The 23530-nt window shown below is 68.0% G+C and carries 28 protein-coding genes; 7 read left to right on the forward strand and 21 right to left on the reverse strand.

Annotation, left to right across the window (positions count from 1 at the left end; all coding sequences use genetic code 11):
• Window positions 1-40: 40 nt before the first annotated feature.
• On the forward strand, window positions 41-451 hold the full coding sequence (locus tag ACQ450_RS15055) for a hypothetical protein (protein WP_431469886.1): 411 nt from the start codon (window positions 41-43) through the stop codon (window positions 449-451).
• Window positions 452-760: 309 nt separating this feature from the next.
• Here ACQ450_RS15055 and ACQ450_RS15060 read toward each other — a convergent pair whose 3' ends face one another.
• From ACQ450_RS15060 to ACQ450_RS15095, 8 genes are all read right to left on the reverse strand, one after another.
• Window positions 761-1414 carry a flagellar hook assembly protein FlgD gene (locus ACQ450_RS15060; protein ID WP_188054512.1) on the reverse strand — a complete coding sequence of 218 codons (654 nt, stop codon included), beginning with the start codon at window positions 1412-1414 and terminating at the stop codon, window positions 761-763.
• Window positions 1415-1426: 12 nt separating this feature from the next.
• Window positions 1427-2929: a flagellar hook-length control protein FliK gene (locus ACQ450_RS15065; protein ID WP_431469887.1), complete on the reverse strand. Its 1503-nt coding sequence runs from the start codon at window positions 2927-2929 to the stop codon at window positions 1427-1429.
• Window positions 2930-3000: 71 nt separating this feature from the next.
• Window positions 3001-5082: a flagellar biosynthesis protein FlhA gene (flhA, locus tag ACQ450_RS15070; protein ID WP_431469888.1), complete on the reverse strand. Its 2082-nt coding sequence runs from the start codon at window positions 5080-5082 to the stop codon at window positions 3001-3003.
• A gap of 68 nt (window positions 5083-5150) precedes the next feature.
• Complete coding sequence (locus tag ACQ450_RS15075; protein WP_431469889.1) at window positions 5151-6488, reverse strand: sigma-54-dependent transcriptional regulator; 1338 nt, start codon at window positions 6486-6488, stop codon at window positions 5151-5153.
• Window positions 6488-6844, reverse strand: a complete 357-nt coding sequence (gene fliN, locus ACQ450_RS15080; RefSeq protein WP_188054516.1) for a flagellar motor switch protein FliN — start codon at window positions 6842-6844, stop codon at window positions 6488-6490. Before fliN ends, ACQ450_RS15075 begins: the two co-directional genes overlap by 1 nt.
• 13 nt (window positions 6845-6857) lie before the next feature.
• Window positions 6858-8411, reverse strand: a complete 1554-nt coding sequence (gene fliF / locus ACQ450_RS15085; RefSeq protein ID WP_223177086.1) for a flagellar basal-body MS-ring/collar protein FliF — start codon at window positions 8409-8411, stop codon at window positions 6858-6860.
• A 266-nt stretch (window positions 8412-8677) separates the two neighbouring features.
• Window positions 8678-9331 carry a FliH/SctL family protein gene (locus tag ACQ450_RS15090; RefSeq protein WP_431469890.1) on the reverse strand — a complete coding sequence of 218 codons (654 nt, stop codon included), beginning with the start codon at window positions 9329-9331 and terminating at the stop codon, window positions 8678-8680.
• Between the two features lie 10 nt (window positions 9332-9341).
• Window positions 9342-10376: a flagellar motor switch protein FliG gene (locus tag ACQ450_RS15095; RefSeq protein WP_431469891.1), complete on the reverse strand. Its 1035-nt coding sequence runs from the start codon at window positions 10374-10376 to the stop codon at window positions 9342-9344.
• A gap of 90 nt (window positions 10377-10466) precedes the next feature.
• On the opposite strand from ACQ450_RS15095, the gene ACQ450_RS15100 reads away from it, so the two are divergent.
• Together ACQ450_RS15100 and ACQ450_RS15105 are read left to right on the forward strand one after the other, a co-directional pair.
• Window positions 10467-13235 carry a hypothetical protein gene (locus tag ACQ450_RS15100; RefSeq protein WP_431469892.1) on the forward strand — a complete coding sequence of 923 codons (2769 nt, stop codon included), beginning with the start codon at window positions 10467-10469 and terminating at the stop codon, window positions 13233-13235.
• Window positions 13236-13238: 3 nt separating this feature from the next.
• A complete protein-coding gene (locus ACQ450_RS15105; protein ID WP_188054521.1) occupies window positions 13239-13658 on the forward strand; it encodes a flagellar basal body protein in 420 nt (139 codons plus the stop codon).
• Window positions 13659-13821: 163 nt separating this feature from the next.
• On the opposite strand, the gene ACQ450_RS15110 is transcribed toward ACQ450_RS15105, so the two are convergent.
• The 3 genes from ACQ450_RS15110 to ACQ450_RS15120 are packed head-to-tail and all read right to left on the reverse strand — an operon-like array spanning window position 13822 to window position 15613.
• Window positions 13822-14244, reverse strand: a complete 423-nt coding sequence (locus tag ACQ450_RS15110; protein WP_188054522.1) for a flagellar protein FlgN — start codon at window positions 14242-14244, stop codon at window positions 13822-13824.
• A complete protein-coding gene (locus tag ACQ450_RS15115) occupies window positions 14241-14537 on the reverse strand; it encodes a rod-binding protein (protein ID WP_188054523.1) in 297 nt (98 codons plus the stop codon). The genes ACQ450_RS15110 and ACQ450_RS15115 overlap by 4 nt, the downstream gene beginning before the upstream one ends.
• Window positions 14534-15613, reverse strand: a complete 1080-nt coding sequence (locus ACQ450_RS15120; RefSeq protein WP_188056586.1) for a flagellar basal body P-ring protein FlgI — start codon at window positions 15611-15613, stop codon at window positions 14534-14536. The genes ACQ450_RS15115 and ACQ450_RS15120 overlap by 4 nt, the downstream gene beginning before the upstream one ends.
• Window positions 15614-15718: 105 nt before the next feature.
• On the opposite strand from ACQ450_RS15120, the gene ACQ450_RS15125 reads away from it, so the two are divergent.
• A complete protein-coding gene (locus tag ACQ450_RS15125) occupies window positions 15719-16138 on the forward strand; it encodes a flagellar assembly protein FliX (protein ID WP_262503907.1) in 420 nt (139 codons plus the stop codon).
• Window positions 16139-16244: 106 nt separating this feature from the next.
• Here the strand turns inward: ACQ450_RS15125 and flhB are convergent, their stop codons facing one another.
• The 5 genes from flhB to flgC are packed head-to-tail and all read right to left on the reverse strand — an operon-like array spanning window position 16245 to window position 19115.
• Complete coding sequence (gene flhB, locus ACQ450_RS15130) at window positions 16245-17315, reverse strand: flagellar biosynthesis protein FlhB (protein WP_188054524.1); 1071 nt, start codon at window positions 17313-17315, stop codon at window positions 16245-16247.
• Between the two features lie 3 nt (window positions 17316-17318).
• Entirely contained in the window at window positions 17319-18071 is a 753-nt protein-coding gene (fliR, locus tag ACQ450_RS15135; RefSeq protein ID WP_431469893.1) for a flagellar biosynthetic protein FliR, read from the reverse strand.
• A 39-nt stretch (window positions 18072-18110) separates the two neighbouring features.
• Window positions 18111-18374: a flagellar biosynthetic protein FliQ gene (locus ACQ450_RS15140; protein ID WP_188054526.1), complete on the reverse strand. Its 264-nt coding sequence runs from the start codon at window positions 18372-18374 to the stop codon at window positions 18111-18113.
• A gap of 3 nt (window positions 18375-18377) precedes the next feature.
• Window positions 18378-18695: a flagellar hook-basal body complex protein FliE gene (locus ACQ450_RS15145; RefSeq protein ID WP_431469894.1), complete on the reverse strand. Its 318-nt coding sequence runs from the start codon at window positions 18693-18695 to the stop codon at window positions 18378-18380.
• Window positions 18696-18707: 12 nt separating this feature from the next.
• Window positions 18708-19115, reverse strand: coding sequence for a flagellar basal body rod protein FlgC (flgC, locus tag ACQ450_RS15150; RefSeq protein ID WP_188054528.1), 408 nt, complete (start codon window positions 19113-19115; stop codon window positions 18708-18710).
• 119 nt (window positions 19116-19234) lie between these two features.
• Between flgC and ACQ450_RS15155 the strand changes: the two genes are divergently transcribed.
• From ACQ450_RS15155 to fliP, 3 genes are read left to right on the forward strand one after another with little or no spacing between them, the layout of a single operon-like run.
• Window positions 19235-19471 carry a FliM/FliN family flagellar motor switch protein gene (locus ACQ450_RS15155; RefSeq protein WP_188054529.1) on the forward strand — a complete coding sequence of 79 codons (237 nt, stop codon included), beginning with the start codon at window positions 19235-19237 and terminating at the stop codon, window positions 19469-19471.
• A complete protein-coding gene (locus ACQ450_RS15160) occupies window positions 19471-19881 on the forward strand; it encodes a flagellar biosynthetic protein FliO (protein WP_431469895.1) in 411 nt (136 codons plus the stop codon). Before ACQ450_RS15155 ends, ACQ450_RS15160 begins: the two co-directional genes overlap by 1 nt.
• 37 nt (window positions 19882-19918) lie before the next feature.
• Window positions 19919-20647: a flagellar type III secretion system pore protein FliP gene (fliP, locus tag ACQ450_RS15165; RefSeq protein WP_188054531.1), complete on the forward strand. Its 729-nt coding sequence runs from the start codon at window positions 19919-19921 to the stop codon at window positions 20645-20647.
• A gap of 14 nt (window positions 20648-20661) precedes the next feature.
• On the opposite strand, the gene ACQ450_RS15170 is transcribed toward fliP, so the two are convergent.
• Genes ACQ450_RS15170 through ACQ450_RS15190 form a run of 5 tightly spaced genes read right to left on the reverse strand, consistent with a single transcriptional unit; the run spans window position 20662 to window position 23527 of the window.
• Window positions 20662-21336: a PilZ domain-containing protein gene (locus ACQ450_RS15170; RefSeq protein WP_431469896.1), complete on the reverse strand. Its 675-nt coding sequence runs from the start codon at window positions 21334-21336 to the stop codon at window positions 20662-20664.
• A 14-nt stretch (window positions 21337-21350) separates the two neighbouring features.
• Window positions 21351-21791 carry a hypothetical protein gene (locus ACQ450_RS15175; protein WP_431469897.1) on the reverse strand — a complete coding sequence of 147 codons (441 nt, stop codon included), beginning with the start codon at window positions 21789-21791 and terminating at the stop codon, window positions 21351-21353.
• 14 nt (window positions 21792-21805) lie between these two features.
• Window positions 21806-22666 (reverse strand): flagellar motor protein MotB, encoded by an 861-nt coding sequence (locus tag ACQ450_RS15180; protein ID WP_431469898.1) that lies wholly within the window; start codon window positions 22664-22666, stop codon window positions 21806-21808.
• Window position 22667: 1 nt separating this feature from the next.
• Window positions 22668-22991 (reverse strand): hypothetical protein, encoded by a 324-nt coding sequence (locus ACQ450_RS15185; RefSeq protein ID WP_431469899.1) that lies wholly within the window; start codon window positions 22989-22991, stop codon window positions 22668-22670.
• 11 nt (window positions 22992-23002) lie between these two features.
• Complete coding sequence (locus tag ACQ450_RS15190) at window positions 23003-23527, reverse strand: chemotaxis protein CheD (protein ID WP_431469900.1); 525 nt, start codon at window positions 23525-23527, stop codon at window positions 23003-23005.
• Window positions 23528-23530: the final 3 nt, after the last annotated feature.

The raw sequence follows: 23530 nt of genomic DNA on the forward strand, positions 1-23530 counted from the left end.
AGGGCGCGGGGTTGGCGCCGAAGCGTAAAGGGGGTGGAGAATGGATCCGAACGATTCCGATATCGTACCGGGCACTACGACGCCGATCTACACGGTCACGCTCACGCTGAGCGTCGATGATATGAACGCCCTTTGGGAAGCGGCGGCCGAGCGCGCGCTGCGGGCCCCGGGCATGACGCTCGCGAATGTGCTCGATACGCTTGGTCCGCGTGAGGATCCCTCGATCAGCGACTGCATCGCGATGCTGACCGCTCCCGCGCCGGTCGCAGGTTGCACCGCAAGCGACTTCGTCGTGGAAGAAATTCGGTCCGCCGCCGCCGCCGCCGGGGATGGCCCTGTCGAGGGAGGGCTTCCGTCTGCCGCGCGCGCAATTCTGCTGCGTTCGATTCCGGCGGCCTCGTCGCGCCGCCTGCCGTCCTGGCCGGAGGCCGATGCGATGTCGCTCGGCTAACCGGTAGATCTCGTTGCCAGCAATGCGCCGCGCGCCCGATGGGATGTCGCGGCGTTTTTTTTGCGCATTCGGGGCCTGCCGGCGCAGGGCTTTGGCCGGAATCGCAAACGGCAGGCCGGATGGGGTTCCGGCCTGCCGCGCAATCCTCGATACGAACACGAAACTCAGTATGGAGGCAGAGATACAGAAGTCATCGAGGGGATCGGTTTATGACCCCTGCATCTCACACCTCAGTATAGAATAGTATCCAAGCCGATACCTACCGTATGAGTGCGGTAGGTGTTCTTACCTAGCCAGCGCGTCGACCGATCAGCCGCCGCCGATGCGGACGAGCTTGCCGACAGGAACCTGAAGTCCGTTGATGCCGACCGTGGTGCCGCCGTTGCCGCCGCGCGCATCGGACACGGTACCGATGCCGTGAATAGCGACAGGGATGGCGTTTCCGCTCGTATCCTCTGCCTTCAGGCTCAGCGTGTAGGTGCCGGCCGGCGCCGTGCCGCCATTCGTCAGCGTGCCGTCCCAGGCGAGCTGTCCGCTGGCGGCTGGATCGATGGCGCGCGTCTCGACCGTGCGTCCGCTCGCATCGGTCAGCGTGGCGACCAGCTTGGCCGGGGCTCGATCGGCGGACCAGCTCCAGGCTGCGGGAGCATCGCCCAGCGCCGCGTCGGGCGAGTCATATTCGACCGTGCTGCCGACCAGTGCCGAAGCCTGAAGCAGATCCTGCGAGCCCATGCCCGCAAGCATCTCCTTCAACGTGGCGGTCTGCTCGATCGCCTGCTCGACCTGCGAATATTGGACCAGCTGCTCGGTATATTGCGCCGTATCCATCGGATCGAGCGGGTCCTGATTCTGCATCTGCGCGGTCAGCAGCTTCAGGAACATGTCGAAATCGGCATTGAGCTTGCCGATCGACGAGTTGGTCTCGGGGGTAAGGCCTGCACTTGTGGCGGACGAAACGGTCATTGCGAAAGCCTCCTAGGCGAGCAGATCGACGCGGCCGGTGCCGCGCAGGGTGGGACGCGGCGCTTCGGTCGCGCTCGGTTCGGGATCAGCGTTGCGGCCGGTGTGGTTCGGCTGGGGCTGGCCCCCCGAGCGACCCTGGCCGCCGTCGCCGGCGCGGCTCTCGAAGCGGAAGCTTTGCGCGTCCGAACGAACCCCTGCCTGGTCGAGCGCGCGGCCCAGATCGGCGGTGTCGCGGCGCAGCAGTTCGAGTGCGGCGAGGCTTTCAGCACGGACCGTCGCGCGCAGGGCGCCGTCCTCGAAGGCAAGGGTTACGTCGATCCGGCCGAGTTCGGCGGGATTGAGCCGCACTCGCACCACATCCTCGCCGCCGGCGACGCCGCGCGCGATCTCTACGCCCAGTTCACGGCCGAACACGCCGGGCCGCGCAGTGACGCTGGGCTCGCGCGCGGGCGCCGGAGCGGCGCTCGCCGGTTGCGGAGCGGGCGAAGCGGGCGTGCTCGCCTCCGTCTGTACCGGCGGCGGAGCCAGCGGCGCGGCGGGATCGCGCATCCGCGCCGCTAACTCGGGCTGGGGCCGCGAATTGGCGTCACCCGTGGGCAGCTCGGCCTGCGGCATCTCGCCCGCGCTCATGCCGCCCGCTGCCGCATCGGCGGGAGCCGGTGCGGCAGCCGGAAGATCGGTTGCGGCTGCCGGCACCGCAGCACCGCCGGCGGTCGGCGTGGCGGCACTGGTGGCAGGCGGTTGCGCGGGGTCGCGAGGCGGCAGCGCCACCGGCGGCATGGCGAGTGCAGCGGCTTGCGGCGCAAGCTGCTCGTCACCGTTGCCAGCAAGTTCTTCAGGCGCTGCCTCGGTCGTGCCGTCGGGCAGGGGAGTGGCTTCCTCCGCCGTCGCGGCGATCGGCGCGGCGAGGAGCGTTTCCCCGAGCGGACCGGGGGGCGCGGTTTCGGCTGTCATATCCGAGGTGCCAGGCAGCGAGGGCGCGAGCCCATCCTTCGTCGCTCCAGCGCGAGCCATGGGCGGCTTGCTCGCCATGGGAGCTGAAGCGGGTTGCGCCGTCGGCAGCTTCGATGCGCTTGCGAGGAGTTCCGGCAGCGACGGTGACGCTGCGGCCTGCTTCGCCGCGCCAGCGTCGCGCACGTCGGGAGCGGCTGCGGTCGGCAGGCCTAGGTCGCTTTTGGCGGTCCGAGAGGTCGACAGGTTGGGCTCGACAAGGATCGGCGTTCCGTCCGCCGGCTGCGGCGCGGCGGGGGAAGCGCCGGTGCCGGCAGGAACCGTGCCGGGAACCACGGCCGGAACTGCCACCGTGCTTTCGACGGTTGCGATCTGGATCAGGCCGCCGAGTTGCGGACCGGCGATCCCGCCCGTCGTCATCATACCGGGAAGCGGCGTCGGCTGCGTCGTCGGCGGCATGCCCTGCTGCATCCCCAGCAGCGCTCCGAAACCCGGCTGGCCGATCGTCGCGGCCGCCGGCATGGGCTTGGAGCCCGGTGCGAAACTCACGTCGGCAATCTGCATGCGGCCCCTCGTTCGCAGTGCCGATGCGGCACTGCCTTTCATTATAGGAGAATTGACGCCTCCGCGGGCGCTCAGGCGATCGACCCCAGTGCGCGGATCCGCGCGCGCGCATGAATCTCGTTCTGCGAGAGCACCACGGTCGCCGGCCGCACCCGTTCGATGATCGAGCGGACGAAGGGGCGGATCGCCGGGCTGGTGAGCAGGCACGGGATTTCGCCGTCCTGCGCCAGCCGGTCATAGGTCTCGCGCACCGAGGCGATGAACTGCTGAAGCGACGATGGGGCCATGGCGAGCTGGCGGTCGTCGCCCGAGCCGACGATGCTCTCGGCGAAGGCTGCGTCCCAGTCTGGCGAGAGAGTGACGATCGGGATCGCCTCGCCGCGCACCTGCGATGCCGAGATCTGGCGGGCGAGACGGCCGCGCACATGCTCGGTGATCTGGGTGAGGTTGTTGGTGAGCGGCGCCGCTTCGGCGATGCCTTCCAGGATCGTGGGAATGTCGCGAATCGAGATGCCCTCGGCGAGCAGGTTCTGCAGGATCCGCTGGATGCTCGAGATCGACACCTTCGACGGCACGATGTCGGCCACCAGCTTCTCGGATTCCTTGTGGACCTCGGTCAGCAGCTTCTGCGTCTCGGTGTAGGAAAGCAGGTCGGCGATATTGTCCTTCACCAGCTCGGTGAGGTGGGTGGTGATGATCGTGCCGCAATCCACCACGGTGAGACCACGGAAACCCGCCTCGTCGCGCAATTCGCGATCGATCCACAGCGCCGGCAGGTTGAACACGGGCTCGCGCGTCTCTTCGCCCGGCAGGCCGGACGGACCGCCGCCGGGATTGATGAGCAGCAGCTTGTCGAGCCGGATTTCGCCGCGAGCCGCTTCGGTCTCCTTGATGTAGAGGACATATTCGTTGGGCTTCAGGCCCATGTTGTCGATGATGCGGACCGACGGCAGCACGAAGCCATATTCGGTGGCCATCTGACGGCGCAGCGCGCGGACCTGATCGTCGAGCCGCGGCTCGCGCTCGGCGTCGTTGATCATCGGCAGCAGCGCATAGCCGATCTCGATGCGCACCGCGTCGATCGCCAGCGTCTGGCCGATCGGCTGTTCGGCGATCGCCTGCTGCTCGGCGGCAACGGCTTCGGCGATTCGTTCCTGTGCCGCCTCGGCTTCGGCCTTCTTGCTCATCTTCCAGGCGATCCAGCCGGCCAGCAGCGCAAAGCTGATGAAGGGCAGAAAGGGGAGGCCGGGCATCAGCGCCAGCGCGCCCATCAGGAAGGCGACCATGCCGAACGCCTTGGGGTGACGGCCGAGCTGATCGCTCAGTGCCTTGCCCGCCTTGCCCTTCATGCCGCCCTTCGAGACGAGCAGGCCCGCCGCGACCGAGACGATCAGTGCGGGAATCTGGCTGACCAGTCCGTCGCCGGCGGTGAGGATGGTGTAGGTGGAGAAGGCCTCGCCCAGGGGTATGCCATGCGCGAACACGCCGAGGCCCAGCCCGACCAGAATGTTGACCGCAGTGATGATGAGGCCTGCGATCGCGTCGCCCTTCACGAACTTCGACGCGCCGTCCATCGCGCCGTAGAAGCCGCTTTCGGCTTCGATTTCGGCGCGACGGGTCTTCGCGGTCTCCTCGTCGATCATGCCGGCGTTGAGATCGGCGTCGATCGCCATCTGCTTGCCGGGCATCGAATCGAGGCTGAAGCGCGCCGCGACTTCGGCGATGCGGCCCGCACCCTTGGTGATGACCACGAAGTTGATGATCACGAGGATCATGAAGATGGTGAGTCCGATCACCACCTGGCCGCCCATCAGGAACTCGCCGAACGCGCCGATCACGCCGCCCGCGGCATCGGGCCCCTCATGGCCGTGGCTGAGGATCAGGCGAGTCGAGGCGATGTTGAGGCCCAGCCGCAGCATCGTCGCGATCAGCAGGATCGTCGGAAAGGACGACAGTTCAAGGGGCTTGTCGATGAACAGCGCGGTCATCAGGATCATGACCGAGATGGTGATCGAGAATGCCAGGCCGAGGTCCAGCAGCCAGGCCGGCATCGGCAGGATCAGCATCGCGATGATCGCGACGACGCCGATCGCCAGCGCCAGGTCGCGGCTGGCACCCATGCGATCGAAGAACTGTGTGAGGGCGGGAGGCATCAGCGGATCTCGAACCTTTTGCAGCCGAACTCACAGAGAGGCCGGAGCGTGGCGACTGGATGTTTTCGTCAGGCGGCCGGCGACACGGCAATGCCTGCCTCGACGAAGCTCTTGAGCTTGTTGCGCATGGTGCGCACCGAAATGCCCAGGATGCTCGATGCCGAGGTGCGGTTGCCGTGGCAGCGCTCGAGAGTCTGCAGGATCAGTTCGCGCTCGACTTCCTCGACGGTCCGGCCGACGAGGTTCTCGACCTGGAGCCGCGAGGCGCCTTCACCGGCGTCGCGCTCCGCGATCCGCGATCCGTCGATCAGCACCAGATCCTCGGGTTCGATCCGCGCGCCGCGGGCGAGCAGCACGGCGCGGTGCACCGCATCCTCGAGCTCACGAACGTTGCCCGGCCAGCTGTAGCGCCGCAGCAGCGCAAGCGCGGCGTCGCTCAGCGGCCGGAACGGAAGCCCGTCGGATACCGCCATCCTTTCGGCGAAATGCTGCGCCAGCAACGCGATATCGTCGCCGCGCGCGCGCAGCGGCGGAACCTCGATGCGCGCAAAGCCGAGCCGCGCGAGAAGATCGGCGCGGAAGGCCCCTTCGGCGACGCGCGTTTCCAGATCCATGCCGGTCGAGGCGATGATCCGGGCGCGGAACGGCACAAGCTCGGCGCCGCCGACGCGGCGGAAGCGCTGTTCCTGGAGCACACCGAGCAGCTTCGCCTGTGTGGCCGGTGCCACGGCGCCGACTTCGCGCAGCAGCACCGTGCCTTCGCCTGCCTTTTCCAGCCGGCCCAGACGACGCGCTATTGCGCCGGGGAAGGCGCCTTCCTCATGGCCGAACAGCTCGGATTCGAGCACTTCGGCGGCGACGCCCGAGCATTCGACGACGAGCAGCGGATCGGGACGGCCCGAGGCGGCGTGGATGGCGCGCGCCATCACTTCCTTGCCGGTGCCTTTCTCCCCGGTGACGAGCACGGGCGCGCCGCTCGGCGCCACTGCGACCGCAAGTTCGGTAGCACGCATGAGGGCGGGGTGTTCGCCCAGGCCGCGCGGCACGCGGCGCGCCACGACCGACGCGATCGCTGCGGCGATCAGTTCGCGCTGCGGCGGCAGCGGCACATAGTCGCGCGCGCCGGCGCGGATCGCCGCGACCGCGCGTTCGGCGGGCGCGTCGACTCCGCACCCCAGCACCGGAACGATGAAGCGTTCGGCGCGAAGCCGCTCGAGAAAGCCGACGATGTCGAGCCCGACATCGAACATCACCAGATCGCAGCCGCTCTCGCGCAGCAGTGCCAGCGCCTCGGCAGGGCCGTCGGCCATCGCGGCCTCGGCACCCGCATCGCGCGCCAGCTCGGCGGCAAGACGGAATTCGCCGCCAGGCGCGCCGACCAGCAGCATACGGATCGGTCCGGCCATCAGCGGTCCGCCCGAACGATTTCGGTGAGCGTCACGCCGAGTGCGCCGTCGATCAGCACAACCTCGCCGCGTGCGATCAGCCGATCGTTGACGAAGATGTCGACCGGTTCACCGACCCGCCGATCGAGTTCGAGTACATGGCCCGGCCCAAGCTGGAGCAGTTCGCCCACCGGCATCCGCGTGCGGCCGAGTACGGCCTGCACCTTCACCGGGACGTCATGAACAGCTTCCAGCTCCTCCGGCGTGCCGGCGCCAGGCGCCTCGCGTTCCGGGGCGGCGTCGAAATCCTCGAGGATCGGCGCACCGGTTTCCTCGGCGGGGGCGGCTTCGGCGGGAATGATATCGTGCGGTTCCACGTACGGGGCTCCTTCAGGCGTTCATCCAGTGGCGGATCACCGACGCGGCCTCGGGGGGGCTCGCGGCGATGGCGTCGCCGATGCGCTTCAGCGCGGAGAGTTTGATGCGGCCGTCGACCTGCGCCATCTCGATCTCCTGATCGAGCATCGGATGCTGGCGGCCGGCTTCGAGTGCGGCGAGCTCCTGCTGCGCTTCGGGATCGCCTTCGGCGGCGCGGCCGGCCAGCGCGATCATCTCGGGGGATTGTTCCTCGATCATCGCCGGTTCGGCCACGGCGGGCGCGATCTTCGGCTTCAGCATCCGCAGCGCGATCAAGCCGGCAGCGGCGATCACGAGCAGCTGAAGCAGCCCGAACACTCGATCCATGGAAAGGAGCGACAGGAAGCTGTTCTCGCCCTCGGCCAGATCCTCGACCGGTGCGAAGGCCATGCTCTCGACGACCACGCTGTCGCCGCGTTCGGCGTCGATGCCGACGGCGTTCTCGACCAGGCGAGTCAGCCGCTGGACCTGTTCGGCGGGCAGGCCCGCTTCGCCGCCATCGACCATCACCGCGACAGTGAGGCGCGTGACCTTGCCCGGCGCGCGCACCGTGACCGTGCGGCGCGAGCTGTTCTGATAGGTCGTGTCCTCGGACGTCTGGTTGCTCGCCGACCGGCGGCTCTCGCCGGGCAGGCCGGCTGCAGCGCCTTCGTTCTCGGGCAGCTGCTCGGCAACGGTGGCGGCAGGAGGCGCGGCGCCGTTCTCCTCGTCCTGGCTGCCGTTCTCGACCGTCACCTGACGGGCGATCACCTGCGTATCCGGATCGAAGATATTCGCTTCCTCGCGCGTGGCGTCGCGATCGATCTGAGCGGAAACCTCGGCGCGCACCTTGCCCTGGCCGACGATCGGCTCGAGCAGCGATTCGATTTCGTCGCGCATCCGCGTCTCGACCTGCGTCTGGCGTGCGTCGGCGTCGCCGGCAACGGCGGCATCGGGATCGCCGGCGCGAGCGAGCAGCGCGCCCGACTGATCGACGATCGAAACCGACTCGGGCGACAGCTCGGGCACCGAGGACGAAACGAGATAGCGGATCGCTGCAATCGTTTCGGCGGGCAGGCGGCCGCGCGTCTTCACCGTCACGGCGGCCGAGGCGGGCCGCCGCTCGGCGGCGAACATCGCCCGCTCGGGCATGACGATATGGACGCGTGCGCGGGCGATGCTCTCGAGGCTCTCGATCGAGCGGACGAGCTCGCCTTCGATCGCGCGCGTCTCGTTCAGCTTGGCGCGGCTGGCGGAAACGCCGAACGATTCCTCCTGGTCGAGCACGTCATAGCCGATCGCGCCGCCCAGCCGTTCGCCGGCCAGGCTCATGCGCAGCTCGGCCAGCCGGTCCTGCGGCGCCATCACCGAGCTGCCGTCGGCGGAGAGGCGGTATTCGACGCCCTGCGCTTCCAGCTTCTCGACGATCGTCTGCGCCGCACCGGGATCGAGATCGGTGTAGAGAAAGCCCATCTGCGGGTCCGAGCCGCGCGTCGCCACGAATGCGAGCGCCGCCAGCAGCGCCAGTGCGACGCCCCCCATCAGCATCAGCCGCTTGGGCCCGAGCTGCTCCGCGAATTTTCTGATTGCTTCCAAGATCGCCCCGCCATTCGCCGGATACCCTGGGCACGCGGCCCGATAGCTCTCTTATAGGAGGAGCGGCGGCGGCAGATTCTGCCGGGTGGGAAATTTTTGCCGGGCTTGGGTCCGGCACATGCCGAACATGGCTCGACCGCGGCGGCACGGGCCGCCGCGGTCGTCCGGGCAGGTCGGGGCTGCCGCCCGCGGAGGGCAGCGGCAGCCGATGAGCAGGGCTAGAGGTCCTTGGGCAGCAGCGTCTCGAGCTCGGCCGCGATTTCCGCGCGCCGCGCTGCGGCATCCAGCACGAGGCCCCCTTGTTCCCAAACGATGTGCGCATCGCCAGGGAGCAGCGCCGGATCGGGCACGACGGCCAAATTCAGCCGGCGGCGGTCCTTGCTCTGGCGGTCGGCGATCCGTGCCTCGATCTCGGAAACCAGATCGGGATGGACGCGGATCAGCAGTTCGGTGCCGCGTGCCACCTGTTCGAGCACGCGCCCGATCGCGCCGTCGATCGCCGCCGCGGGGGCCGCTTCGAGCGCGCGTCCGGCGAGCAGCTCGGCTGCGGCGAGCGCCACATCGGTCGCTTCGCCGGTGAGGCGCTCGGCAGTCTCGGCGAACTGGCCGTCGAGCGCCTCTATGCCCGCCTGCAGCGAATCAACGGCGCTCAGCAATGCAGTGTCGCGTTCGGTGCGGGCGTGAGTCAGCCCTGCCTCGAAGCCGTCGGCCCGTGCCATTGCCAGCGCGCCTTCGTGGTCGGCGCGCAACACCGCCAGTTCCTTGCGCAGCGCCGCGAGCTCGAGCGTGAGATCGCTGCGCGGCGCCTCGCTCTCGGGCATGGCGGCCGTGAAGACTCGATCGAATGCGAAGCGCTGAACGTGCAGACTCATCGCCGACTCCTCAGATGATCATCGCATCGTCGCTCTTGGGATCGACGAGCAGGATCTCGCCGCGATCCGCAAGCGACTTGGCGAGACGGACGAGCGCGGTCTGCGCTTCCTCGCAGTCGCGCGCACGGACGGGGCCCATCGCGGCCATATCCTCGCGCATCAGCTTGGCGGCGCGCTCGGTCATGGCGCCGAAGAAGAGATTCTTCATCTCTTCCGGGGCGCCCTTCAGCGCCAGCGCCATCTCGCGCTTGTCCGCATTGCGGACGATGACCGCGATCGCTGCCGGCAGCAGATTGCCCAGATCCTCGAAGGTGAACATCAGTGCGCGAATGCGTTCGGCGCTCTCGGGCGCCTTTTCGTCGAGCGCGGTCAGCATCGCCTCTTCGGTCGAGCGATCGAGCGCGTTGAACATCTCGGCCATGGCCTCATGCGGATCGCGCTTGTTGGTGCGCGACAGATTGGTCATGAATTCGGTCTTCAGCGTCTGCTCGACCTGCTGAATCACTTCCTTCTGCACCGTCTCCATGCGCAACATGCGCATCACGACGTCGGTGGAGAAGTCGCGCGGCAGTTCGGCGATCACGCGTGCGGCATGATCGGCGCGCAGCTTGGAGAGGATCACTGCAACCGTCTGCGGATATTCCTGCTTGAGCGCGCCGGCGAGCACGGTTTCGGATACGTTGGAGAGCTTGTCCCACATCGTCCGGCCGCTCGGCCCACGCAGATCCTCCATGATCTCCTTCACGCGGTCGCCCGGCAGCACGCTGGTCAGCAGCCGCTCGGTCGTCTCGTAGCTGCCGTGCAGCGAGGCCATGCTCGACACTTCGCCGGTGAACTGGACCAGCAGATGCTCCACCACCGCCGCGGGGATGCGGCCCAGCCCGGCGATCACGCTCGAAAGCTCCTTGATCTCGTCTACCGAGAGCTGTTCCCAGATGGGGGCCCCATGGTCCTTGCCCAGCGCCAGCATCAGTGCGGCGGCGCGCTGGGGGCCGGAGAATCGCTTCAGTTCGGGCGGCTCGGCCACCGGCGTCATCACGGTCATGCAACTTCCCTGAAAATTGCGTCCGCGCGCACCCGCATGGGCGCGCACCCCTCTATTATAGAAGGGGGGAAAGAGAATGGGCTCGCGGAGATGACGCTAAATTTGTCGAACGGCCTGGTGGGCCTCAGCCTGATGACGGGCGGCAACGCCTTCGCGACGGTGGGCGCGGGAATCGCGTTCGAGAGCCGCGCGGTGCGAACGGCGAAGGCGCAGTTCACAGCCGAGCCGACGACGCCGCCGTGGAAGCAGCCGGCGGACAGGCTGCCGTTCTCGGCGCAGCTTTCCGCGATCAAGGCAATGCGGACGATCATCGACAAGTCCGGCACGGGCGTCGATCTGCTGCCGCCCGACATCCAGACGAGCTTCACTACCTATAAGGCGCTCGATCGCCTGCGCACGCTCGCCGAGGCGGCGGCGTCGACCACTGCCTCGGATGCGCAGCGCAAGTCGATGCAGATTGCCTTCGCCAAAGGCATGACCGATCTCGAGACCTTCCTCTCCAAGGCGCCTTCGGATCAGGTGAACATCGCCTTCGGCCAGCCCAGCCGCTATACCAAGAGCGTCGGCATCGCCGCTCCGGACAAATATGCGATGAAGGGCCCGATGCTCGTCGAGCAGCGGGCCGATGCGATTCCGGGGCTGACGGGGCAGGAGAAGTTCACCATCGCCCTGTCGAAGCCCGGCGGGAGCGACAGCATCACCGTCGATCTCGCGACCGGTCCCCAGCCGCCGACGCTGGATTCGATCGCCGACGCGTTCAACCAGGCGATCGCCGCGGTGCCGATGCGCAATCCGGACGGCAGCCTATATCTCGATGCGAACGGCGAAACCCAGCCGCGCTGGCTCGTCCGCTTTGTTCCCGAAAAGGGGGAGGACGGCTGGGGCTTCAACATCAAGACGCCGATGGGGGTCGAGCAGGTAGCGATCACCGAAGCGAGCGCCAAGGACAGCCTGATCGTCGCCGCCGGCCAGACCGCGCTGGATGCGCCCACCTCGGCCCAGGTTTTCCGGATCGACGATCCGGCAGGCGCGGCGTCGCGCACGACGATCGCCGGCATCTCCTCGCTCGATCGCGTCGCCACCGAGCGCGCCGAGCTGCTCGCCAAGAATGCGCCGCCGAGCAAGCTCGTCCTGCCGGTCAAGAAGGGCGACGAGCCGCCGCCCCCGCCCAATTATGACGTGAACGCAGATACCGATGCGGCGGCGATCGCCACCGATGCCTATGGCAACAGCTATATCGTCGGCACGACCGCGGGCGATTTCGGCGCGATCCGCTCGGACGGCGACGACAATCTCTTCCTCACCAAAGTCGATTCCCAGGGACGGGTGCTCTGGCAGCGCGGGCTCGGCGCGGGCGGTTCCTCCGAAGGCGCGGCCGTGACGGTCGGTGCCGACGGCAGCGTCACGGTCGCCGGCACGGTCAACGGCAATTTCGACGGTGCGAGCACCGACGGGGACATGCTCGTGGCGCGCTTCACCGCCGACGGCGACGAAGAGTTCGCCACGGTGGTGCGCAACGCCGGCGCCGATGTTGCGCAGGCGCTTGCCGTCGGAAGCGACGGCAGCGTCTATGTGGGTGGCCGCGCCTCCGGGAACGGCGGCGACGCCTATCTCGCCAGGCTCGATGCCTCCGGCCGGATTACCGAGCGGCGGAAGATCGATCTCGGCGGCAGCGAGCGCATCACCTCGCTCGCGGTGGACGGCGACGGCAACCTGCTCGCGTTGATGAACGCCAACGGGGTGGCCTCCGTCCGCAAGATGGATGGCGGCTCGCTGGCGACCGATCTTGCGAGCATCGATCTGGGCACCGCCGATGCACGGGCGCTGGCAGTGGCAGCGGACGGCAGCATCGCCGTCGGCGGCATGACGTCGGCCGCGCTGGCAGGCACGCAGGTCAACGGCACCGGCGGCGGCCGCGACGGCTTCGTCGCGACGCTGGATGCGGGGCTCGCCTCGGCGCGGGTCACCTATCTCGCGACGGCCGAGGAGGATCAGGTCGACAGCCTGACCTTCCTCGATGGCACGCTTTATGCCGGGGGCCGCACGACGGGCGCGCTCGGCGGCGATCCTCGCCGCGGCGCCGTCGACGGCTTCGTCGCACGGATCGACGCCGCCACCGGCACGGTCGCGGGCGTGACTCAGTTCGGCCAGCCGCAGCTGCGAACCGAGCCGGTGCAGGTCGCCGTGGCAAAGAGCGCCGACAGCGCAGTTTCCGCGCTCGGCTTCGCCGCCGGGCCGATAAACCCCCCGGTTTCCGACAAGCTCGTCGCGCAGACCGCGCTTCGTGCGGGCGATCAGTTCGCCGTGCGCGTGAACGACGGCACGGTGCGCAAGATCACCATCGGCGAAGACGATACGCTAAAGAGCCTCGCCGATCGCCTGCGCACGATCACCGGGTCCAAGGTGAAGCTCACGACGCCGCTGGTGGATGGCGAGCGGACGCTGCGGATCGATCCCAAGGCGGGCAATTCGATCGAGCTGATCGCGGGCCCGGAGGGCAGCGACGCGCTTTCCAAGCTGGGCCTCGATGCCCAGCGGATCGTCGTGCCGCCGCCGGTGGACGATGATGCGCCGAAGGTGCGACCGGGCGGCAGCTTCGGTCTCGGCCTGACGCATGCGTTCAACCTCTCGACGCTCGACGACGCCAAGCTGTCGCTCAAGAAATTGAAGGAGGCGGTTTCGATGAGCCAGACCGCCTATCGCTCGCTCTATTGGGACGACACCAAGGCGATGATGGTCGACGGCACGGCGGGCGCGCTTCGCAAGGGCGGTTCCACTGCGCGCCAACAGTCGCAGCTCGCCAATTATCAGGCCGCGCTCAACCGGCTTGCCACTCCCAACACCAGCTTCGGATTCTGAATCATGCGCGACGTGCCCCCCGTTCTGGCCGGCATCAAGGCCAGCATGCAGCATATGTCGCAGCGCCAGCAGGTGCTCGCACAGAATATCGCGAACAGCGAGACGCCGGGCTATCGCGGGCGCGAACTCGAGGCGCCGGACTTTTCCAGCCTGGTGCAGGGCGCCGGCGGCACGCCGCGCGTCGCCGCGCCGCGCGTAATGCTGACCGATGCGATGCAGGGCCTGGGGGCGGTGCAGCCGGCCGGCGCCAACGGTGTCATCTTCGACACCGACATCGCCGAGACCAAGCCCGACGGCAACAATGTCACGCTGGAAGACCAGCTGCTCCGCATGGGCGAGCTGCAGGCGGATTTCACTGCGATGGCAGGGCTCTACCGCAAGCAGATGGATCTGATGCGCAAGGCGCTCGGCCGCAGCGGTTAAGCCCGGGCAGCACTGCCGGCGCGCTGCTTCCGCTTGCGGCAGGCAAGCGTCGCGGGTGAAGCGGGATCGATACTCAACGCTGATGCAGGCGTCCGCATGCGTGCGGGCGCCTTCGGCACGTCGGTCAGGAGCGGGTGGAAGGCGGCGGGGGCCGCCCCCCAGGTTACAGGCGCGTGTTGATCGAAATGGGTGCGGGCGCGTCGATGCCGCCCAGCGCGCCGCGCGCGCCATAGGTGGCGTTGCGCGTGCCGGTGAGGCGCTTCGCCTCGGCGGCGATTGCCTCCATCATCTCCACCGACAGTTCGATCTGCCGCTTCAGCACCTGCGCGTTGACCAGCGATGCGTCGCGCAGCGCCTGGCTGGCGTCGGCGAGCTCCGCGCGCAGCTCGTCGTCGAGCGTCTCGATCCAGTCGGGAGTCTCGCGGCCGAGCCGGGCGACTTCGTTCTCGATCTTCCCCGCCAGCCGCAACTTGGCGGACGCGATCTCGGGCAGTTCGGGCACTCGGGCGGAGCGGGCGAGCTGTTCGCTCTCCTCTTCCATCAGCGCCGTCATCGAAACGATTGCATCATGAAGTTCGCGCGTCATTCGCTGCCTGCCTGCTGGAGCTTGAGGATCTGGTCCATGACCGCGGGTGCCAGCCCGATTCCGCCGCGCGAGGCGACTTCGCGCCCCAGCTTCTCGGCCAGCATGCCGCGATAGATGCCTTCGGCGCTGCCGCCGCCGAATTCGCCGGTCTCGACGCTTTCCAGCATCAGCTGCAGCATCTGGCCGAGGAACACGGCTTCGAAATCGCGTGCGGTTTCGTTCGGCGGCGTTGCCGCACTGGCGCCGGGGAGTTGCGGCCCCGCGGCGGGGGGAAGCCCGATCGGTCCGGTCATTGTACGGTGATCTCCGCCTGGAGCGCGCCGGCGCTCTTCACGGCCTGAAGGATCGTGATGAGATCACGGGGCGAGACGCCGAGCGTATTGAGCCCGCTCACCAGCGACTGGAGCGACGCGCCTTCGACGATCGCGAGCGAGGCGCCGCCGCCGTCGTCCACGCCCACCTGGGTGCGGGGGACGACCACCGTCTCGCCTTGGGCGAGCGGGTTGGGCTGCGACACCATCGGCGTCTCGCTGATCGTGACGGTGAGGCCGCCCTGCGCGATCGCGACGGGGCTGATCTTGACGTCGTTGCTCATGACGACCGTGCCCGAGGCTTCGTTGATGACGATCCGGGCCGGCTGATCGACATCGATCCGCAGCTCTTCGATCTGCGTGACGAGATCGATCACCGAGGCCGGCGAGCCCTGCGCCGGTGCGATCTCGACCGTCGCGGGGTCGAGCATCTGCGCAGTGCCGGGAAAGCGCGCGTTGATCGCGCCTGCGATCCGCTCGGCGGTGGTGAAGTCGGGATTGCGCAGCGCGAGCTTCAGGCTCGTGGCCGAACGGAGCGCGAAGGGCACTTCGCGTTCGACGATCGCGCCGCCCGCGATCCGCGCCGAAGTGGTGACGCCGCGGCTGACGCTGGCCGCCTGGCCGCGCGCCTCGAAGCCGGAAACCGCGACGGGGCCCTGCGCGACTGCATAGATTTCGCCGTCGAGCGCACGGAGCGGCGAGGCGATCAGCGTCCCGCCCTGAAGGCTGCTGGCGTCACCGAGTGCGGAAACCTGCACGTCGACCGCGCTGCCCGACCGCGCGAAGGGCGGCAGCGTGGCGGTGATCGAAACGGCGGCGACATTCTGGGTGCGCATCTGCGTGCCGCGCACGTTGACGCCCATCCGTTCGAGCATCGCCTGCATCGATTCCTCGGTGAAGGGTGCGTTGCGCATCCGGTCGCCGGTGCCGGCGAGGCCGACGACGAGGCCATAGCCGACCAGCTGGTTCGGCCGGACGTTCTCGACGTCGACAATGTCCTTGATGCGCGTCTGCGCCGCCACATTGGCGGGCAGCGCGGCCAGCCCGAGGGCCAGCATCGCTGCGAAAATACGGTTCACCGGCAATATCCCTGTAGCCGTGAAAAGTCTCTACAATGCCTTATAGGACGAACGCCGCACGGAGAGGGCAGGGACGGGCAAAAGGTGCAGATCGACGGTCTTCCTCCGATCATGGCGCGATCGCTGCTGGCGGCGCTGCCCAAGGTCCAGCCGAGCTTTCCGATAGGCGAGGCGGAGGGGGCGGGCGTTCGCGCGCAGCCGATGGTGCAGCCGCAGGCCGGCCAGCCGATTCCTTCGGTCGCGATGCTGGTGACGCTCGCGGCAGCCGATCCGGCGGTCGAGCGCCGCCGCAAGCAGGCGGCGCAGGCGGAGCGCGGGCTGGACGCGCTGGAAGCGCTCCAGCGGGAACTGCTCACCGGCACGGCCACGCCCGAGCGGCTGCGCGAGATCGTCGAATGGGCCGCCACGCTCGAGACACCCGACGATCCCGTCCTGGCGCAGATCGCGCGCGACATCGACCTGCGCGTGCGGGTCGAACTCGCCAAATACGACGTACAGGTCTGATCCGGGATATAGCGGACGCTGGCTGCCGAACGCGGCGGGCGAGCGGCGGTCGGCGCCCTTACAGCGCACCGGCGCGTGAACCGAGCCTCTTTGTCGAACCGCGCGCCTAGCGTCGGCCGCGCGCGATCTTCAGCACATAGCTGATCACTTCGGCCACGGCGGCATAATGCTCCACCGGGATCGGCCGGTCGAGCTCGGCGCTGGCGTGGAGCGCGCGCGCCAGCGGCCGGTTCTCGACGAGCGGAATGCCGTTCGCGGTCGCGATCTCGCGGATCTTCAGCGCAACCGCGTCGACGCCTTTCGCCACCACCACGGGCGCGGCCATCGCGCCGTGATCATATTGCAGCGCGACGGCATAATGGGTCGGGTTGGTGATGACGACGCTCGCCTTGGGCACATTCGCCATCATCCGCTGCTTGGCGCGCTGCATCTGGATCGATCGGATACGGCCCTTCACCTTAGGGTCGCCTTCGGACTGTTTGTATTCGTCTTTCACTTCCTGGAGCGACATGCGCATCTTCTCGATGAAGGCGCGGCGCTGCCACACGATGTCGAACAGCGCGAGCGCACCGGCGAGCATCACGACCGGCTTCAGCATCGCCACCACGATGTCGAACGCCGCGCCGCCGATCGCATGCGGGGCGATGCCGACCATCCGGTCGATGCCCGAAGCCGCCGGCCAGGCGATCCACATCGCCACGCCGCCCACCAGCAGCAGCTTGGCGAGCGTCTTACCGAATTCGACGAGCGCCTGCTTGCCGAGCAGCCGCTTCACGCCCGAGAACGGGTTGAGTTTGGACCATTTGGGCTTCATCCGCGCCCAGGCCATCATCGGCCGGCCCTGGATGAGCCCGCCCAGCAAGGCAAAGGCGAACAGGACGGCGATGACGGGCAGCAGCGCGGTCGCGATATGGGCGATCACGCCGGTGATGAAGTTGGTCGCGCCAGCGGGCTCCATGCGAAAATCGTCGGCGCTGCCCCAGAGCCGGACCGCCATGGTACCCAGCGATTGCACGCTATAGGCGCCGACGCCGGCGACGGTCAGCAGCATCGCGCCGAACATCACCGCATGGCGAACCTCGGGCGCGACGGGCGTATCGCCCTTCTTGCGCGCATCCTCGAGCTTCTTGGGTGTCGGATCCTCGGTCTTCTGATCCTTGTCGGGCGCTTCCGACATGGCTCAGCCCCAGCCGCCCTGCATCGCGTCGCCCATCGCGGTCGCGAAGAAGGTGAGGACGGTGCCGATCGTCACTGCGGTGATCGCGATTCCGAGCAGCAGGTTGAGCGGCTGGCCGATGAAGAAGACCTGGATCGCCGGCGCGACGCGCGCGGCGAGGCCCAGCGCGACGTTGAAGATGATGCCGTAGATCAGCAGCGGCGCGGCGAGGCTCACTGCGAGCGTCATCGAGCGGTTGACCGCCGCGACCGCCAGCTGCGCGAAATCCTGCGCCGGGGGGAGGCCGCCGATCGGGAAGAGTTCGTAGGAATGGACGATCGCGCCCAGCCACAGATGATGCACCTGCATCGCCATGCAGACGAGCGCCGCGGCCACGGTGACGAATTTCGAAAGCAGCGGCACCTGGCCGCCCTGGCTGGGATCGAACAGCATCGCGGCGGACAGGCCGATCTGAAGGCTGATGATCGATCCCGCCATCGAGATTGCGTAGAATAGGATCTTGACGATCATTCCCATGGCCAGCCCGGTCAGCAGCTCGGCGACGAGAATGGCCGCGAGCCCGCCGCCATCCACCGCCGCCCGTGCGCCACTGCCCAGCAGGCCCCACAGCGCCAGCGTCATCCCGGCGGCGATCAGCAGCCGGATGCGGCCGGGCACCGCGTCCTCGGAAAAGACGGGGAGCAGCATCAGGACCGCGCCCACCCGCGCGAAGAGGATGAGGAACGCCGTCACGGTCGGTTCGAGTTCAGCCCACATGTACGCGGTCCTGCGGTCGGAGCGGGCGATCGCCCGGCATCAGCCGGTGACGATCAGATCGCTGATCCGCGCCATGAATGTTCCCATCGCCTCGCCGATCGTCGGCAGCATCAGCAGCAGCACGACGCCCATCGCGAGAATCTTGGGAACGAAGGTGAGGGTCATTTCCTGGATCTGGGTCAGGGCCTGCAGCAGGCCGATGACGACGCCGACGATCAGCGCCGTCAGCAGCAGCGGGCCGACCAGGGTGAGCACCAGCATCAGCGCCGCTTCGGAAATATCGAGCACCTGGCTGGCAGGCATGGATCAGATCTGCATGCGCATGATTTCGGAATAGGCGCTGACCACGCGGTCGCGCACCGCGACCATCGTGTCGAGCGCCTGCTCGGCGGCGCCGATCGCAGTGACCACGTCGATCAGATCGCCCTGGCCGGCGACCTGCTGGGCCGATGCGTGCTCGGCGGCGCGCAGCTGCTGCGCGGTGCCGGTCACCATTTCCTCGACCATGCTGCCGAAGCCGCCGGCGGCTTCGCCGCCGCCGATCTTCCTTCCCGGCGACGTGCCGCCGCCCAGCCCCAATACGCGGCCATAGGCGGCCGTTGCGTCCAATGCTCCGATCGACATCGGTTCGGTTCCTTACTTGAGAAGATCGACGGTGCGCATCGTCAGGCTGCGGGCAGCCTCGATGGCGTTCAGATTGGCTTCGTAGCTGCGCTGCGCCGCCTTCATGTCCGCCATTTCGACCAGACTGTTGACGTTGGGACGCAGTACATAGCCGTCCGCGCCCGCGGCCGGGTTGCCCGGCTCATAGATGCGCCGGAAAGCCGAATTGTCGGTGCGCACGCGATCGACGCTCACGCCGGTGCCGCCGGTCGCCCGGTCGACTTCGGTGCGGAAGCTGACGACGCGGCGCCGATAGGGATCGCCGCCCGGCGTCTGCGACACCGAATCCTGGTTGGCGAGATTCTCCGAGATCACGCGCATCCGCATCGATTGGGCGCGCAGCCCCGATGCCGAGATGGAGAGCGACGTCTTGAGATCCATGAAATCCTCCGCAAGCGCGCCCCTCTTGGCGCCCACACAACTCTTATAGGCATTTTTTGCCTAGTCGGGCCGGAGGTGCGGAAAAATGATCCTATAAGTTTCTTCGAAAGGAACACGCCATGTCCGTGCTCGAAGGAATTTCGATCGAGCTGTCGATCGTCCTGGGATCCGCCGAAGTGCCGATCCGCCAGCTGTTGCAGATGAGCCGCGGCGCGATGATCCCGCTCGACTGCAGCCAGGACGATCCGACGCATGTCTATGTGAACGGCGAACTGGTGGCGAAGGGCCGCATCCTGGTCGACGGCGATCAGATGTCGCTCGAAGTCGCCGAGCTCGTGCAGAAGCGGCGCCACTGATGGACCTGCTTTCGCTGCTGCGCACCCTGGGTGCGCTGGGAACGGTGCTCGGCCTGCTTGCCGGTGCGCTGTGGCTCGTCCGTCGCTACGACATCAAGCTGCCGGGCCGTGTCTCGGGCGGGTCGCGCAAGCGAGTCGAGATGGTCGAGCGGCTGTCGATCGACGCCAAGCGCTCGGTCGCGCTCATTCGCCGCGACGATGCCGAGCATCTGATCCTGATCGCCCCCGACGGCCATGTCGTCATCGAAACCGGCATCGTCAAACCTGCCGTCGCCGAGCCGGTTGCGGCTGTGGTGGCGGCGCCGGTGCCGGTGACGCCCATCAACGACAATCTTTCCGAACTGCGCCAGGGCTTCGGCCAGCTGGTCGAGCAGGCGCGCACCCGTCTGACGGCGTCGGCGCGTGGCTAGGATCGCTCCGCGTCGAAAGACGCTCTGTACCCGGCTGATGCTGGGAGGAGGCGCGCTGACGGCGCTCCTGTTCCCGGCGATCGCGCATGCCGCGACGGCGGGAACGCAGACGATCGTCACGATCGGCGAGGGCTCGCTCTCGGCGAAGGCCATCCAGCTGGTGCTGATGCTGACGGTGCTCAGCCTTGCGCCGGGCATCCTGATGACGATCACCAGCTTCACGCGCATCGTCGTCGCGCTTTCGCTGCTGCGCACCGGTCTCGGCGCGCCGGGAGTGCCGCCGAACCCGGTCATCATCGCGCTCGCGTTGTTCCTCTCCTTCTTCGTGATGGCGCCGACCTTCGAAAAGGCGTGGGAACAGGGCGTCACGCCCTACACCAACGGCGCGATCACCGAAGAAGTCGCGTTCGAGCGCACTGCCGAGCCGTTCCGCCAGTTCATGCTCAGCCAGGTGCGCGAGAGCGATCTTCAGCTGTTCGCGAGCCTCGGCGGCACGCAGATCGAGGATCGCAGCACCGTGAAGCTCTCCACGCTCGCTCCCGCCTTCATGATTTCGGAGCTGCGCCGCGCGTTCGAGATCGGGTTCCTGCTGCTCCTGCCGTTTCTCGTCATCGATCTCGCCGTTTCGGCGGTGCTGATGGCGATGGGCATGATGATGCTGCCGCCGCCAACGATATCGCTGCCGATGAAGATCATCTTCTTCGTGCTGGTTGACGGCTGGGCGCTGGTCGCAGGGTCGCTGGTCCGAAGCTTCGGTTCCGGCTGAAGCGGCAAGGCCGCTCAGTCGGGATGCGAATAGCGGCGCTCGGCGTCGCAGAGCCAGTCCGAAAGCTCCTGGAACGGCAGCGGCAGGAAAAAGCCGAGCCCGGCCTCTGTCTTGCGCAGCCAGCGCAGCGTCGCCCGCCGGCCGGCGAGTCCCGGGATCCGCAGCACCAGCGTTTCCTCGAGCGTCATCGGCTCGGGCAGCTTCAGCCGGGCGCCGCTCTGCGACAAATTGGTGAGCACGACCGCATGGGTGCGGTCGCCGCTGCACAGCTCGGCAGCGCAGCGCGCGTCAAAGCGCGGCGCGCGCGGCATCGGGCCGCCGGGCCGGGCAGGGCGGTTGAGCGGCACCGAAAGCAGTGCCTCGACATTGACCGGCGCGAGGAACTGCACGCCTGCGCGGCCGCCGTCGGTCCATACGATGCGGCCTTCCAGTGCGCCGCAGTTGCGCAGCTCGAGCCGCACCGTCCGTCCCACGCCCAAGGGGCGCCGGGTTTCGAGCATCATGCCGCCGGCGGAAAGGTTGCGAACGCGGCACAGATCGTCGGCGCCATCGTCCTGATGGACGCGGCCGACCAGCAATGTCGTCACCTGGCGCTGCGCGCGCGGGCGCCAGCCGGCCGTTCGCTCGTGTCCGGCCGCGCCCTGCGCGTCGTGCGATCCTTCGGCCATTCGTTCTTCGTCGAAGGTCATCGGTCGATCCCCGTTCACGCCGGAACGGCTTGGGTGATCGCGACGCGCCGGACGACGCCTGCGCCGAATGCGGGCGTGGCCGCTTCCTCGACGACGCTGCGGAATCCGGCGATGTCCGGCAGCGCGCCGTCGGGGCCGCTCGCCAGCGGCTTCTTGAAGGTGCGCATGTTCACTTCGTGCATCAGCAGCGGCAGCCGCGCCGTGACGAATTCGGCCTTGTCCTCGGGCACTTCGAGCGCGAGGTCGACCTTGACGTAGCCGGCGAGCCGGCCGTCGGGGAAGACAAGCGGCGCGAGCAGGCTTCCGCCCGGGACATAGGCAGCCGCAGCCGCTTCCTCCGGCGCTTCCCCGGCCGGAGCCGGCGGGCCGAGCAGCAGCGATGTCGCAAAGGCCGCGCCGCCGCCAACGCCCAGCCCCGCGGCCAGCAGCGCCAACGGCATCAGGAGCTTCTTCATTGTCGCCGCTCCTTTCAGAACCGGAAGCTTGGGTCGCTGGGCAGCGCCGAAGCGTCGCCCTTCAGCACGATGGTGATGCGGCGGTTCTCCGCCCGGTCGGGCTGGTCGGGATAGACGGGCTTCGTCGCCCCCATCGCCACTACTTCGGCGAAGCGGTCGGGCGTGAGCCCGGCGCCGATCAGTGCGCTGCGCGCGGCGAGCGCGCGTTCGCCGGAAAGCAGCCAATTGGCGTCACTCTGGCCGCCGGTCCCGTCGGTATGTCCCTCGATCGCGATCTGCGCGCCCGAAGTGGCGAGCTTTTCGGCGACCTGCCGCAGCATCGCGCGGGCATAGGGATTGAGCTCGGCGGTACCGGGTCGGAACATCGACTGGCCGTCGCTGTCCATCAGCGTGATGCGCAGCCCCTCGCGCGAGGAGTCAATGTCGAGGTTGCTCTTGCCGTCGCGGTCGCGCGGGATGGCATCGATCGCGACCCGCAGCTCGGCGGCCAGGACGCGCAGCGACGCGTCGGGAATCTGCGCCGTGCCGCCGCGCGAGGCGCCGACGGTCGAGCTTTCGCTGGTCGGCTGGCCGGTGGCGGAGGAGCTCTCGGCCTGGGCGCGGCGGGTGCGTCCGCCGATGCCCGCCTGATCGCCCGGCGAGCTCGCCATCGTCGTGGCGGGGGAGGCGCTGGGCGAGGTGGGGGAGAAATATTCGGCGAGCCCCTTCAGCCGCTCCTGATCGGGATTGGCGATCAGCCACAGCAGCATGAAGAACGCCATCATCGCCGTCACGAAGTCGGCATAGGCCACTTTCCACGCGCCGCCGTGGTGGCCGCCGACGACCTTCTTGACCTTCTTGACGATGATCGGTCGCTGGTTGGCGGCGCGCGCCATGTCAAATCCCCTTCAGCGCAATGCGCAGCCGTTCCTGAACCGCGCCCAAGCGGACATGGCCGATCGCCTCGAGCGAATCCTCGCCGTCGGCGATCCGGTCGAGCAGGCGCGCGCATTCGTCGGCATGCTGGATCACATAGTCGAAGGTCTGGAGCTGCTCGAGATAGCTGCTGGCGAAATGCTCGTCGCACACCAGAACCTCGGCCAGCGCCTCGAGCTTTTCGCGGATCTCGCGGATTTCCTTGGCCATCACCGCATGAAGCACGCCCGCAAAGGGATCATAGCCCGGCAGCGCGCCGGCGGCGGTGGCATCGGAAACAGGCATCGGACACGACATCAGAACAGCTCCAGTTCGCCGCCGCGGGCGGGCTTGGGCATCGGAATGGGGACAGCCTCGGGGACCGCCTGCGACACGGCGGTGCAGCGGCTGCGCCCTTCGTGCGGCATGAATTCCACCTTGCGGGCGCGAGTGCCGCCCAGGTCGCAATGCGCGATGGCGATACCCTCGGTCTCCATGAACCGGCGGGCGAACGCTCCGTTGGACGAGCCGATGGTGCCCAGCCCGGAGATCATGTTCGCGCCACCGTACAGATGTGCGCTCAGCCGGTTGCGCGCCGCGCCCTTGGCCATCAGCCCATTGATCAGCAGCTCCATGGCGTGAACGCCGTAGCGCTGGCGATCGATCGGGGTGAGCATCTGGTTCGCGCCGGGTTCGCCCAGCAGAAAGTGGTTCATGCCGCCGACCTTCGCGACCGGGTCGTGCAGGCACACGGCGACGCAGCTGCCGAGCAGCGTGGCGATCACCACATGCGGCTCGGCGACGACGGCGTGCTCGCCCTGGACGATGGAGATACGGCGCACAAC

This window comes from Sphingosinithalassobacter sp. LHW66-3 (assembly GCF_050703275.1).
GTDB lineage: Bacteria > Pseudomonadota > Alphaproteobacteria > Sphingomonadales > Sphingomonadaceae > Sphingomonas.